General features: G+C 60.9%; 10 protein-coding genes. 6 read left to right on the forward strand and 4 right to left on the reverse strand.

Features of this window, described 5'->3' with window-relative positions:
* Positions 1-6 precede the first annotated feature (6 nt).
* The 3 genes from AC1DZU_RS30715 (at position 7) to AC1DZU_RS30725 (ending at position 3,765) form a co-directional block, all read left to right on the forward strand.
* The gene (locus AC1DZU_RS30715) at positions 7-879 is read left to right on the forward strand and encodes a DMT family transporter (RefSeq protein WP_477290599.1); all 873 of its coding nucleotides are present in this window, start codon (positions 7-9) and stop codon (positions 877-879) included.
* Positions 880-891: 12 nt separating this feature from the next.
* Positions 892-1,683, forward strand: a complete 792-nt coding sequence (locus AC1DZU_RS30720) for an ATP12 family chaperone protein (protein ID WP_477290549.1) — start codon at positions 892-894, stop codon at positions 1,681-1,683.
* A gap of 192 nt (positions 1,684-1,875) precedes the next feature.
* Entirely contained in the window at positions 1,876-3,765 is a 1,890-nt protein-coding gene (locus AC1DZU_RS30725; RefSeq protein WP_477290601.1) for an MFS transporter, read from the forward strand.
* Positions 3,766-3,848: 83 nt separating this feature from the next.
* On the opposite strand, the gene AC1DZU_RS30730 is transcribed toward AC1DZU_RS30725, so the two are convergent.
* Positions 3,849-4,046, reverse strand: a complete 198-nt coding sequence (locus tag AC1DZU_RS30730; protein ID WP_457155357.1) for a DUF2735 domain-containing protein — start codon at positions 4,044-4,046, stop codon at positions 3,849-3,851.
* A 316-nt stretch (positions 4,047-4,362) separates the two neighbouring features.
* Here AC1DZU_RS30730 and AC1DZU_RS30735 point away from each other — a divergent pair, with 316 nt between their 5' ends.
* Positions 4,363-5,403 (forward strand): glutamine synthetase beta-grasp domain-containing protein, encoded by a 1,041-nt coding sequence (locus tag AC1DZU_RS30735; protein WP_477290552.1) that lies wholly within the window; start codon positions 4,363-4,365, stop codon positions 5,401-5,403.
* Positions 5,404-6,094: 691 nt separating this feature from the next.
* On the opposite strand, the gene glnA is transcribed toward AC1DZU_RS30735, so the two are convergent.
* On the reverse strand, positions 6,095-7,504 hold the full coding sequence (gene glnA, locus AC1DZU_RS30740) for a type I glutamate--ammonia ligase (RefSeq protein WP_111548994.1): 1,410 nt from the start codon (positions 7,502-7,504) through the stop codon (positions 6,095-6,097).
* A gap of 66 nt (positions 7,505-7,570) precedes the next feature.
* Positions 7,571-7,909 (reverse strand): P-II family nitrogen regulator, encoded by a 339-nt coding sequence (locus AC1DZU_RS30745; RefSeq protein WP_006205430.1) that lies wholly within the window; start codon positions 7,907-7,909, stop codon positions 7,571-7,573.
* Between the two features lie 359 nt (positions 7,910-8,268).
* On the opposite strand from AC1DZU_RS30745, the gene AC1DZU_RS30750 reads away from it, so the two are divergent.
* Positions 8,269-9,804 carry an NAD(P)H-hydrate dehydratase gene (locus AC1DZU_RS30750; protein ID WP_477290554.1) on the forward strand — a complete coding sequence of 512 codons (1,536 nt, stop codon included), beginning with the start codon at positions 8,269-8,271 and terminating at the stop codon, positions 9,802-9,804.
* A complete protein-coding gene (locus AC1DZU_RS30755; RefSeq protein ID WP_477290556.1) occupies positions 9,801-11,807 on the forward strand; it encodes a hypothetical protein in 2,007 nt (668 codons plus the stop codon). Before AC1DZU_RS30750 ends, AC1DZU_RS30755 begins: the two co-directional genes overlap by 4 nt.
* Positions 11,808-11,836: 29 nt before the next feature.
* Here AC1DZU_RS30755 and AC1DZU_RS30760 read toward each other — a convergent pair whose 3' ends face one another.
* Positions 11,837-12,907, reverse strand: coding sequence for a M48 family metalloprotease (locus AC1DZU_RS30760; RefSeq protein WP_477290558.1), 1,071 nt, complete (start codon positions 12,905-12,907; stop codon positions 11,837-11,839).
* Between the last annotated feature and the right edge of the window lie 7 nt (positions 12,908-12,914).

The following is a 12,914-nucleotide window of genomic DNA, read 5'->3' on the forward strand; positions in this document are numbered from 1 at the left end:
GTCGACATGGCCGCCGCCGCAATCATGGTCGGCCTGACCTTCTCCTGGGGGTTGAACTACGTCGCCGCCAAGATCTCCTACGCCGGTTACGATCCTGTCTTCCTGTCGATCGCGCGCTCGATCATCGGCGGCCTGTGTGTCTTCGGCTGGTGCCGCTGGCGCGGCATCGCCCTTTTCACGCGCGACGGGACATTGCTCGCCGGTATCGCGGTTGGCGCGCTGTTCGGCATCGAGTTCCTCTGCCTCTATGTCGGCTTGGAGCACACGACCGTCGCCCGCAACACGCTGCTGGTCAACACAATGCCGTTCTGGATGTTGGTCGGCGGCCACTTCCTGCTCGGTGAGCAGATCACCTTGCGCAAGCTCCTCGGCCTGCTGCTGGCCTTTGCCGGCCTTACCGCGGTCTTTTCCGACAAGCTTGGCGGCGGCGGGGACATGCTGTTCGGCGATCTCTTGAGCCTTGGCTCCGGATTTTTCTGGGCCTTGACCAACATCCTCATCAAGCGGTCCAAGCTGGTTGAGGCGAGTGCCGAGAAGCTGCTGCTTTATCAGCTCGCCGGTGCGGCAGTCGTCGGCATACTGGTGCTGCCGCTCGCCGGTTCGCCCATCCGCGACCCTGCCGTGCTGCCGACATTGGCTCTGCTTTTCCAGGCAGTCTACGTCGTTGCCTTCACCTATGTGCTTTGGTTCTGGCTGCTGAGGCGCTATCCGGCCTCGGGCCTGTCCAGCTTCACCTTCCTGTCGCCGGTTTTCGGCGTGCTGTGCGGCGCCATGTTCTTGAATGAGCCGCTGACCATGCGCATCTTCCTGGCACTTGGCCTGATTGCCGCCGGCCTGATCATCGTCAACCGGCCGTCGCGCAAGCTCGTGCCGGTTTGAGAGAGACTTTCTATGCGTGATATCCTCAACGACCTCGAAGCGGGCAAGCAGCTTTCCGATCCGGATCCGGTGCGCCGCGCCCAGATCCAGATGAAGACGCCTCTGCCGAAGCGCTTCTACAAGACCGTCGCGGTGGCGCCGGTGGAAGACGGCTTTGCCGTGCATCTCGACGGCAAGCCGGTGCGCACGCCAGGCAAGGCGCTGCTGGCGCTGCCGACCGAGGCGGCGGCTGCATTCGTCGCCGACGAGTTCGCAGCGCAGGGCGAAACCATCAACCCGGTGACGATGCCGGTGATGCGCCTCGTCAACACTGCTATCGACGGCGTCGCCAGCGATCCGCAGGCGGTGCTGGAAGACATTCTGCGTTTCGCTTCGTCCGATCTGCTCTGCTACCGCGCCGATGCGCCGCAAGGCTTGGTGGAGCGGCAGAACGAACATTGGGACCCAGTCCTTGATTGGGTGCGTGGCAGCCTCGGGGCTCGCTTCAACCTCGCCGAGGGCATCATCCATGTCGAGCAGCCGCGCGAAACGATCGCCGTGCTGGGAAGTCATCTTGCTCAGCGTGCCGAACCGCTGCGGCTCGCTGCCATCCATGTGATGACCTCGCTGACCGGTTCGGCGCTGCTGGCACTGGCTGTCGATTTCGGCGAACTCGACGCCGAGGCGGCCTGGGCCGCCGGCCATGTCGACGAGGACTGGCAGATCGAGCATTGGGGACAGGACGCCGAAGCGGTCGCGCGCCGCTCGGCCCGCAAGCGCGACATGATGGCTGCCGCCGGGTTATTGGAAGCGCTCAAGGGCTGACGGCTCCGCCGCTGGCTCCGCTTCATCCCGCAGCGCACCTAATACCAAAGTCATAATCCCAAAGACGCCCTGACGTTGGCGCGCGCTTTCTGTCATTTTTTCCGTGATCGCAGTGCATGAGTCCGTGTTCGGAGGAGAACGCGGACAATGAGGCACAGCATCGAGGAAAAGGTCTCACGGGAGGACAATTCTATGGCAATGGCATCGACCGCCGGCGGAACCAGCCGCGGCATGACGCGGGAGGAAAAGAAGGTCATCTTCGCTTCCTCGCTGGGTACCGTTTTCGAATGGTATGATTTCTATCTTTACGGCTCGCTCGCGGTGTTCATTGGTTCGACCTTTTTCAGTCCAACCATTCCGGAAGCGACGCGCAATATCTTCGCGCTGCTGGCGTTCGCCGCCGGCTTCCTGGTGCGCCCGTTCGGTGCGCTGCTGTTCGGCCGCATCGGCGACCTTGTCGGCCGCAAATATACGTTCCTCGTCACCATGACGATCATGGGCCTGTCGACCTTCCTGGTCGGCCTGCTGCCCGGATATGCGACTTTGGGCATCGCGGCTCCCGTCATCCTGATCATCCTGCGCATGCTGCAGGGCCTGGCGCTTGGCGGCGAATATGGCGGCGCGGCCACCTATGTCGCCGAGCATGCGCCGGACAACCGACGCGGCTACTACACCTCGTGGATCCAGACGACGGCAACGCTCGGCCTGTTCCTCTCGCTGGTCGTCATCCTGATCGTCCAGGGTTCGATGAGCAAGGAAACCTACGCCTCCTGGGGTTGGCGCATTCCGTTCATCGTCTCCTTCCTGCTGCTCGGCATCTCGATCTGGATCCGGCTTTCGCTCTCCGAATCGCCGACCTTCCAGCGCATGAAGGATGAGGGCAAGGGCTCCAAAGCGCCGCTTTCGGAAGCGTTTGGTCAATGGAAGAATGCCCGGATCGCGCTCCTGGCGCTGCTCGGCCTCACCGCCGGTCAGGCCGTGGTCTGGTACAATGGCCAGTTCTACGCGCTGTTCTTCCTGCAAAACGTGCTCAAGGTCGACGCGCAGTCGGTCAACATCATGATCGCCATAGCGCTCGCCCTCGGCTCGATCTTCTTCGTCGTCTTCGGCTGGCTCTCCGACAAGATCGGGCGCAAGCCGATCATCATGGCGGGCCTTGCCTTGGCGATCGTCTGCACCTTCCCGTTGTTCAAGGCATTGACCTGGGCCGCCAATCCGGCGCTCGCCACGGCCCAGCAGAACACACGTGCGACGGTGACGGCGGCACCCGGCGACTGCAAGTTCCAGTTCAATCCGGTCGGCACGGCGAAGTTCACGACGTCTTGTGACATCGCGACCTCGTTCCTGACCAAGAACTCGGTTCCCTATGACGTGGTGTCGACGGCCGCGGCCGGGATGGCCGCGTCGGTCAAGATCGGCAACGAGACGGTGGAATCCTACGATGCCATCGCCGCAGGCGATCAGGCGAAAGCCAAGGACGCCGCCTTCATCAAGGCCGTCAACATGTCGCTGCGGGACGGCGGCTATCCGCTGAAGCGCGCGGCGATCAAGATCCCGGACCAGAAGCTTGACGCGTTTGTCGCCGCCAACCCGGAACTGAAGCTCGATGCCGCCGCCATTCGCGCCGGCGAGAAGGCGACGGTCCCGACCGATCTGGCGATCAAGGACAAGCTGCTGACCGCCGACGAGGCAGCGGGTGCGCCCGAGGTCACCGTCTACAATATACCGGGCGGCGGTGCTTTCGCCATGTTCGCCGACCCGGCGGGGATCAACTGGCCGATGACGATCGGCATCCTGTTCATCCTGGTCCTGTTCGTGACCATGGTCTACGGCCCGATTGCCGCAATCCTGGTCGAGATGTTCCCGACCCGCATCCGCTACACCGGCATGTCGTTGCCCTATCACATCGGCAATGGCTGGTTCGGTGGCCTGCTGCCGGCGACGGTGTTCGCACTCAGTGCCTACAGGGGCGATATCTACTTTGGTCTGTGGTACCCGGTGGTCATCGCCGCGATGTCGCTGGTCATCGGCATGATCTTCGTCAGGGACACGCTGGGAACCGATCTGAACACCAAGCAGTAACGACTGCTCGGTAGTCAACGAAAACCCGGCGCGAGCGATCGCGCCGGGTTTTTCAATGATAGTCATGCGATGAGGGTAGGGGCTTAGCTTTGACGGTCCTGCTTCGCGTCCTCTATCGCCGCATCGTGATACCAGCCGTCGCCGAAATCCGCCCGAACACCGCGCAGTGAGGCAAGCTCTGCCGCAAACTTAGCCTTGCCGCTCAAATTTGAGGCAGAGACGCGCGCTGCCGCCGGGAACATCAGAATTTTTGCCGACGGACGCGTGGAAATGATTTCCATTGTCGGGCTCCTTTCTTCTGTCGAACCTTGTCGATTCAACCTAGTTCGAAGATAAGGTCTGCAATCAAGTTAGGCAATATGCCTACGAAAAGATCAGTATTTGCCTATTATTTGTGCGAATTGCGATTGTGATTGATCTCAACGCATTGCTTAGGCGGCTTGCCAACTTCAATGGAATCCGGCGTCAATTTTGCCGCACCCTGCAGGTCAAGAGTGGCACACGAATTGCATTTTAGTGATCCGGCAGGCCGGCTGCTGGTGGCAGACGCATGTCGACGCCGTCCAGTGTTCGGTGATCAAGCAACGAGAGGCTAGAATGACGAAATACAAGCTCGAGTACATTTGGCTCGATGGATACACCCCGGTCCCCAACCTTCGCGGCAAGACGCAAGTCAAGGAATTCGCCGAATTCCCGACGCTCGAGCAGCTTCCGCTGTGGGGCTTTGATGGCTCGTCGACACAGCAGGCCGAAGGCCACAGCTCCGATTGCGTGCTGAAGCCGGTCGCTGTCTATCCGGATCCGGCCCGCAGCAACGGCGTGCTTGTCATGTGCGAAGTCATGATGCCAGACGGCGTCACGCCGCATGCCTCCAACAAGCGCGCCACCATCCTCGATGACGAGGGCGCCTGGTTCGGTTTCGAGCAGGAATATTTCTTCTACAAGGACGGCCGCCCACTGGGCTTCCCGGAAAGCGGCTATCCCGCACCGCAGGGCCCGTACTACACCGGCGTCGGCTATTCCAACGTCGGCTCCGTCGCCCGCCAAATCGTCGAAGAGCATCTCGACCTCTGCCTGGCGGCCGGCATCAACCACGAAGGCATCAACGCCGAAGTGGCCAAGGGCCAGTGGGAATTCCAGATTTTTGGCAAGGGCTCCAAAAAGGCCGCCGACCAGATGTGGATGGCCCGCTATTTGATGCAGCGCCTGACCGAGAAATACGGCATCGACATCGAATACCATTGCAAGCCGCTCGGCGACACCGACTGGAACGGCTCGGGCATGCACGCCAACTTCTCGACCGCCTATATGCGCGACGTCGGCGGCAAGGCCTATTTCGAAGCGCTGATGGCAGCCTTCGACAAGAACCTGATGGATCACATCGCCGTCTACGGCCCGGACAACGACAAGCGTTTGACCGGCAAGCATGAGACCGCACCGTGGAACAGGTTCAGCTATGGCATCGCCGATCGCGGTGCTTCGATCCGCGTCCCGCATTCCTTCATCAAGAACGACTACAAGGGCTATCTGGAAGACCGCCGCCCGAATTCCCAGGGCGACCCCTACCAGATCGCATCGCAGATCCTGAAGACGATCGCCTCGGTGCCGGCGAGCGCTGAGGTTTCGGCAGCCGCGTAATCATTCGAATCGGGACTTCACGTCCATGCCGTGACAGTCTGAGATTTTTCCAAGTCCATCCAAGAACCCCGGCGAAAGCTGGGGTTCTTTTTTCGCCGTTACCCGGCGGATCGGGCCTCGGCAAAATATACCCAGAAAAAGTCAGGCAATTTAGGCGGTCGCGAATCCGGTCGAAGCCTCGGCTGCCATTGTTCCAGTTTCCAGCGGCAGTCCGTCAGAAAGCCCGGAAAACTGGCATTTTGAGTACTATCCGTGACCTCGCACCTTTCCATAACCATCTGTTCATGTTGCGGAATCGGCTGTCCGCAGCCGGTTTGGCGGCGTTGACAGATCGCAGTGCAGCATGCGTATTCGAAGCTCTTGGGGTTACGTCACGCGATGCTGTTCGGACGGGCGGGGTTTACTTGAACGGCGGCATAGGCGTGGGCGCCGGACGAGCGGTCACTGTAGCCTGAGGCAGTGCGCCGCTCGCTCCTGGCTTTCATGTTCAACATCGACCGACCTCTTTTTGCCAGCCCATGAAACGCGGGCTCAGCAACCCAGGCATTCACACACGCCGAAAAGCTCAATGGCAAAGGGGCGTCCATCGCGATGGGCGCGGACCTGTCGGTACAGGCGGGGCCTATCTGAGCGCAGCAAAAAGCCCTTGAAAGAGGGAACTCTTTCAAGGGCTTGAATAGTATATCGAATCTTAGACCGAGTAGTACATGTCGTACTCGACAGGATGCGGGGTCATTTCGAAGCGCATCACCTCAGCCATCTTCAACTCGATGTAGCTGTCGATCTGATCGTCGTCGAAGACGCCGCCGGCTTTCAGGAAGCCGCGATCCTTGTCGAGGCTCTGCAGCGCTTCGCGCAGCGAACCGCAGACGGTCGGGATCTTCTTCAGCTCCTTCGGCGGCAGGTCGTAGAGATCCTTGTCCATGGGCTGGCCGGGATGGATCTTGTTCTTGATGCCGTCGAGACCGGCCATCAGCATGGCGGCGAAAGCGAGGTAGGGGTTCGCGCCCGGATCGGGGAAGCGGACCTCGACGCGCTTGGACTTGGGCGAGGAGCCGAACGGGATGCGGCAGGATGCCGAGCGGTTGCGCGCCGAATAGGCGAGCAGCACCGGCGCTTCGTAGCCCGGCACCAGACGCTTGTAGGAGTTGGTCAGCGGGTTGGTGAACGCGTTGATCGCCTTGGCATGCTTGATGATGCCACCAATGTAGAACAGGCAGCTTTCCGACAGGCCGGCATATTCATTGCCGGCGAAGGTCGGCTTGCCGTTCTTCCAGATCGACTGGTGGACGTGCATGCCCGAACCATTGTCGCCGAAGATCGGCTTCGGCATGAAGGTCGCCGTCTTGCCGTAGGCGTTGGCGACCTGGTGCACGACATACTTGTAGATCAGCATCTTGTCGGCGTTGCGCACGAGCGTATCGAACTTGATGCCGAGTTCGTGCTGGGCGGCCGCCACCTCGTGGTGGTGCTTTTCGACCCGCACGCCCATTTCGGCGAGCACGGTCAGCATTTCTGAGCGCATATCCTGCGCGGAATCGATCGGCGGCACCGGGAAATAGCCGCCCTTTATGCGCGGACGGTGGCCGAGATTGCCGGTCTCGTAGTCAGTGTCGTCGTTCGACGGCAGTTCGGTGGAATCAAGCTTGAAGCCGGTGTTGTAAGGGTCGGCCTTGTATTTCACATCGTCGAAGACGAAGAATTCGGCTTCCGGGCCGACGAAGATCTGGTCGCCGATGCCTTCCGACTTCATGTAGGCCTCGGCCTTCTTGGCCGTGCCACGCGGATCGCGGTTGTAGGATTCGCCCGAAACCGGATCGAGGATGTCGCACAGGATGACCATGGTCGACTGCGCGAAGAACGGGTCCATGTGGACCGTGTCCGGATCGGGCATCAGCACCATGTCGGACTCGTTGATGGCCTTCCAGCCGGCAATCGAAGAGCCGTCGAACATGACGCCATCAGCGAACATGTCTTCCTCGACCTCGATGACATCCATCGTCACGTGTTGCAGCTTGCCCTTCGGGTCGGTGAAGCGCAGGTCGACGAATTTCACGTCGTTGTCCTTGATCTGCTTCATGATGTCTTTGGCTGTCGTCATGTCATGTATCCCTGTTTGATGACGTTTTTTGATGATGACGGTTTTCAGGCGGATGGGCGGGTCGGATCAGACCGCGTCCATGCCGGTTTCGCCAGTGCGGATTCGCACGACTTCCTCGATGTTGGACACGAAGATCTTGCCGTCGCCGATACGGCCTGTCTGGGCCGCCTTGCGGATGGCTTCGATCGCGCCTTCGACCGCGTCGTCGCCAAGCACGACCTCGATCTTCACCTTGGGCAGAAAATCGACGACATATTCGGCCCCGCGGTAGAGTTCGGTATGGCCTTTCTGGCGACCGAAGCCTTTGGCCTCGGTGACGGTGATGCCTTGCAGTCCGGCCTCCTGAAGCGCTTCCTTCACTTCGTCCAGCTTGAATGGCTTGATGATCGCTTCGATCTTTTTCATGTAAAAAGTGGCCTCCACTGCCAAAAAAACGGGTTGTGAACCCCCGCTTGCGCCTCCATCAAGCACGAACTGTGCCAATTGGACGGATTTGAAGCGGTCTCATACGATTTCAAAGCCGCGCCGCACCGGGAAGCAAATTCGCGTCATTCGCTGCATCAGGTGCGGCATGGGCTGCTGGAGCCGACAGGGCGCCAGCATGTGCATCCGCATAATAATTAGGCATATCGCTCATTCAGCGGGCAGTTTTGTGCCTGCGATGCCTTCATCCCAACGATATGGCCGCAAATTTCGCCAACTCCCCTTTGTTTGCTTCGGATCGAAAATTGGACAATGCTTGATCGAATGCGGATCGGCAATCCATGAGCAACGAACTTCTTTCCCCGGCCGAAATGAGCGAGGCCGATCGGCTGACGATTGCCGCTGGTCCGGTCGATGGCTTCGGGCTGATGAGTCGTGCCGGCGAGGCGGTCGCGGCCGTTGTGCTGGCGCGTTATCCCTTGGCGACACAGGTCCATGTGCTGTGCGGTCCCGGCAACAATGGCGGCGATGGTTATGTCGTGGCCCAATTGCTTGCTAAGGCCGGCGTCAATGTGGCCGTCTGGGCCGAAGGCAAGCAGAAACCCGGCAGCGATGCGGCGTTGGCTGCCGAAGCTTGCAGCTTGCCCGTAAATCATCTTGGCAATTGTCACCCGAGAGAGGGTGAAGTCATCGTGGATGCGCTCTACGGCGCAGGGTTGTCGAAGAAAATTTCTCTAAGTGCATCGGCCGTCTCGGGTCTCAGCAGCGCGGAACGCGTGCCGGTGGTCTCGATCGATCTGCCGTCGGGTGTGTCGGGTGAAACTGGGCTGGCCACTGCCTACTTCAAAGCTGATATCACGGTCACTTTCGTCCGGAAGAAGCCCGGTCACCTCTTGTTGCCAGGGCGCGACCTGTGTGGCGAAATCATTGTAGCCGATATCGGCATCCCCGATGCGACCGTCGACCAGCTCAAGATAGCGACGTTCGAAAACACACCAGAGCTCTGGCTACACTATTTGCCGAGCCCGGCTATCGATACGCACAAGTACAAGCGCGGCCACGTCTGTGTTTTTTCGGGCGGACCGAGCGCGACGGGTGCGGCGCGGCTGTCGGCCATGGCCGCGGCCCGAAGCGGGGCAGGGGCGGTGACCCTGCTGTCGCCTGGGGATGCCATGCAGGTAAACGCCGCGCATCTGACGTCGATCATGTTGCGCAAGGCCGACACCATCGATGAAGTAGGCGAATTCATCAATGACAGGCAACACACGTCATTCGTTCTCGGCCCTGGATTCGGTGGTGGCGAAAAAGCCCGGAATTTTGCTTTGCGGCTGCTTATGCAGGATCGCCACTACGATTTCGAACGCATGGGCTTGTTTGGAGGTGTTGTGCTCGATGCCGATGGCCTCACCTCATTTCGCGACGCTCCAGATGTTCTCTTTGAAGCCGCCCATCGAACCTTCGCACCGGCCCTGGTGCTGACGCCGCATGAAGGCGAATTCGCCAGGCTTTTTCCAGACATTGCCAAATCGAAGAAGCAGTCAAAGGTTGCCAAGGCCCGCGCAGCCGCCGTGCGTGCCAATGCCGTCATCGTCTACAAGGGCGCCGACACCGTCATCGCGGCACCGGACGGCCGGGCGGCGATCAACGCCAACGGCGCGCCCTGGCTTGCCACCGCCGGTTCGGGCGACGTGTTGGCAGGCATCGTTGCCGCGCTGCTGGCGCAAGGCATGCGGGCCTTCCACGCCGCCTGCGCCGCAGTCTGGATCCATGCCGAGGCCGGCAAGCGCTTCGGTCCAGGGTTGATCGCCGAGGATCTGCCGTTGGCTCTGGTGCCGGTGTTGCGTGAGTTGGTCGAAAGCCAACCGGACCTTCGATGAGACGCCTTGCTGTCCTTTTCACCTCAATCGTCATGGCGGCATTGGCGACACAGTCCGCAAATGCCTCTGAGCAGCCGGTGACGATCGTCGACGACCCGGCAGTGCTCGCCGCGCTCGATGCCAAGGGCTACGGCTTTGCCGGCCTTTTTGGCGCGGCGGGCGAGGGCGATCTGAAAACCCTCTACGACAAGGCGCCGGCCTATCACGCTGTCGTCGACACGGTGGCATCGGATGTTGCCGCACTGCGCGCCGACATGAAGGCCGGCGGGCGGCCGCTCTATGAGGTGACCGACGGCAATGTCGGCCGCATCATGGACATGCGCTGGCTGAAGACTGATGCCGCGCGCTTCCGGCTGGTCAGCGTCGTCAACCGGCTCGACCGTCGCGACTTCGCCGCCGTGCTGGGTGACAAGAGCTGCGGCGAGGTGCGCTTCATCTACCGCCTTGCCTACAGTTTCCGGAAAAACGGCAAGCTGCTGGCGTCGCGTCTGCCGTTCAATTTCAACGCCGTCTACAGCGCGGCGCCCGATGCCGACGGCGGCTGCGTCGGCGTTGCCGGACGCTGGACGCCACAGCTTGACGAGACCGTCGATGCTGGCTGGCTGACTGGCGGTCCGCTGGAGAAGGCCGGGCTGACCTTCAAGCAGCTGGAGCTCAACGCCCAGGTGGTGCGCTTTCCCTCTGGCCAGGAAACCGAGTTCGGCGGCCAGGCCGCCTATCTCATGCGGATATTCGGCATCGATGGCGGTACCGTCAGCGAGAAGCCGCTGGAGAACACGCCGGATGCCGCACGGCTGTCGCAAGACGCGGCGCTGAAGGCAAGGCTGGCGGCCTATGTCAGCGCCAACCTGCCGGCCGTCGACGAAGGCGTCTACGAAATCCCCGACGAATTCCTGGCCAGGAAGGTCATCTCGTGGTCGACCTTCGGCAGCGCGCGGCAGGCCAACCACCCGTTCACGCCGCTGCTTCAGCCCGGGGAATTCGCATCGCTCGACTATTCCGGGCTCAAACTGCTGAGCACGCCGGAAGCTCTCATCGAACGGCTGGACAATGGCGCCTGCCAGGGTTGCCATCAGGCTGGTTCCACCGCCGGTTTCCATTTCATCGGCCTCGACGACAAGACGACCTCGCCGCTCAACCGCATCGAGGTCGGCATTTCGCCGCATCTTCACGCCGAGATCCCGCGCCGCCAGGCCTGGCTGCGCGCCATGGCGCAAGGCAAGGAGCCGAACCGCTTCCGCCCGCTCTCCTTTGCACCACCGGCAGCCTGGACGGACGCCGGCGCGATTGACTACGCGCCGGCAGAGATGGCAATGCCGTGCCTGATGCCGGACGATGCCGCACGCTTCGGCAAGACCTGGCAGTGCGGTGGCGGCACCATCTGCACGCCGCTAGCCAGCGCTTCGGGTGTGCGGACGAAGCTGGCGCAATGCCTGCTGCCCAAGGACAGTCCCGACATGTTTTCCGGCCATCCCTGCCTGACCGGATCGATCGCCAGCAACGCAACGCAGCCTTTCAACGACCGCTTCAAAATATCAGGCCAGTTCGCGGCCTTTGCGCAGGATGTCTCGCGCACTGCCTACACCTGCCGTCCGCCGAAGATCGGCGTGCCTGGCGGCATCGCTTATCGCGGCTGCGGCGACAAAGACCGCGCCTTCGCGGCCTTCAAATCCGGCAAGCCGATGCCGAACGAGATCTGCGGGCTGGTCGGCGGCAAGAAATTCGACATCTGCGTGGCCACCAACAATTTCGACCAATGCCTTGGCGGCGCCGTCAACCGCGGCAACCGGCCGGCTTGTTCGGCCGATCATTTCTGCCGCGAGGACTATATGTGCCAATCGCTGCCGCCCGATACGCCTGGCATCGGTAAGATCAAGGGTATCGGCTTCTGCTCGCCGACCTATTTCATCTTCCAGATGCGCATCGACAACCACGCGACGCCCTGGGGCAGTTCCGTCCGTGCCACCATGGGGGCAGGATTTGGCGCGGCGGAAGAGGAGTAGCCGCTCCCAGAAACAATCCGGGTGGCTATCTATCGATCAAGATGGTCGGCGACCTTCGATGTCCATTCACCATCGAAATGATGAACGCGCTCGGTAACAACTTCATTGCTCAAAAGGCTGGAAAGGGCTGAAACCAAAACCGGCTCCATCGCAGGGACCGAGCTATATCCGAGCGCAGCCAGACGTTCGGACCATGGCGGATGATCGGCACTTTCGTTGTCTGGGGCATCCCAGGCCTTTTGAGCATACTCTTGCAGGATGGAGTGGCTCGTCAGTTCCTTGGCTGCCCTCAAAACTCTATCGAGCGGTGGAGGAGGTGGAACCATCGTGCCAAGCAATTCACGCTTGAGTGGATCATAAACCCGATGCTCGAAGAACGCGTCGGCTGCGCCGATCAGCAGCAGCGCACGCGCTGCCTGGTATGCATCGCCGGACGTCGCTGCATGACGATCGGCATCGATCTCCGCCCGTCGTGACAACCGTATTCCTTCGCGTTCCATGGCGGATGACAGTGGACTGAGCAACCAGTAAAACAAACTGCCGGAAACGGTCCTCCCCGGAGGGGCGTAGTCGAAGATCAAGTCGAAGCTTTTGTCGAGTTCGGCAAGATTGAGTCCGCCGTTTGTATCTCTGTTTCTCAGATGCGCGTCCTCATGGGCCAAGATCGCCGCAAACGCCTTGTCGTCGGTCACCGCAAGCAACGGAATACCGACCATCAAGATCACCCGACGACCAAGCAGGCCGAGAAACGGACGCTCTTCCCCTATACTGGCGTTGAGGTTGTCGCTCAGCACGATCGTTGTTCGGCCGGCACGATGTTTGCCAGCAACACCTTCCCACACAGCCCACAATTTGGGAGCCGAGTGCTGGGAGATGCCTTGTACCTGGCTGGATCGAAAGCCGGCGAACAATGCTCCGATCAACAAAACAAAAGCCAGCATTGCGGCCGGTATGGCAATAACCCCGCCCGCGATAACCGCGAGCGGATTTCGGTCGAGCAACAACAGCCACAGCAGCACAGGGCAGAAAAGCGGCAGGGCAAAAAGCAGGATGGCAAACCTGCCGAAGCTCGTTCCCATAGAAAGGACCAGGCGCGACATCAGCGCC

It is taken from the genome of Mesorhizobium sp. P2_A12 (assembly GCF_056405075.1).

Bases quoted from the DNA above. Each gene is read 5' to 3' on its own strand.
- AC1DZU_RS30715 (WP_477290599.1), top strand. From the start codon at position 7: ATGGCCGCCGCCGCAATCATGGTCGGCCTGACCTTCTCCTGGGGGTTG.
- AC1DZU_RS30755 (WP_477290556.1), top strand. From the start codon at position 9,801: ATGAGACGCCTTGCTGTCCTTTTCACCTCAATCGTCATGGCGGCATTG.
- AC1DZU_RS30730 (WP_457155357.1), bottom strand. From the start codon at position 4,046: ATGGAAATCATTTCCACGCGTCCGTCGGCAAAAATTCTGATGTTCCCG.
- AC1DZU_RS30760 (WP_477290558.1), bottom strand. From the start codon at position 12,907: ATGTCGCGCCTGGTCCTTTCTATGGGAACGAGCTTCGGCAGGTTTGCC.
- AC1DZU_RS30720 (WP_477290549.1), top strand. From the start codon at position 892: ATGCGTGATATCCTCAACGACCTCGAAGCGGGCAAGCAGCTTTCCGAT.
- AC1DZU_RS30745 (WP_006205430.1), bottom strand. From the start codon at position 7,909: ATGAAAAAGATCGAAGCGATCATCAAGCCATTCAAGCTGGACGAAGTG.
- AC1DZU_RS30735 (WP_477290552.1), top strand. From the start codon at position 4,363: ATGACGAAATACAAGCTCGAGTACATTTGGCTCGATGGATACACCCCG.
- glnA (WP_111548994.1), bottom strand. From the start codon at position 7,504: ATGACGACAGCCAAAGACATCATGAAGCAGATCAAGGACAACGACGTG.
- AC1DZU_RS30725 (WP_477290601.1), top strand. From the start codon at position 1,876: ATGGCAATGGCATCGACCGCCGGCGGAACCAGCCGCGGCATGACGCGG.
- AC1DZU_RS30750 (WP_477290554.1), top strand. From the start codon at position 8,269: ATGAGCAACGAACTTCTTTCCCCGGCCGAAATGAGCGAGGCCGATCGG.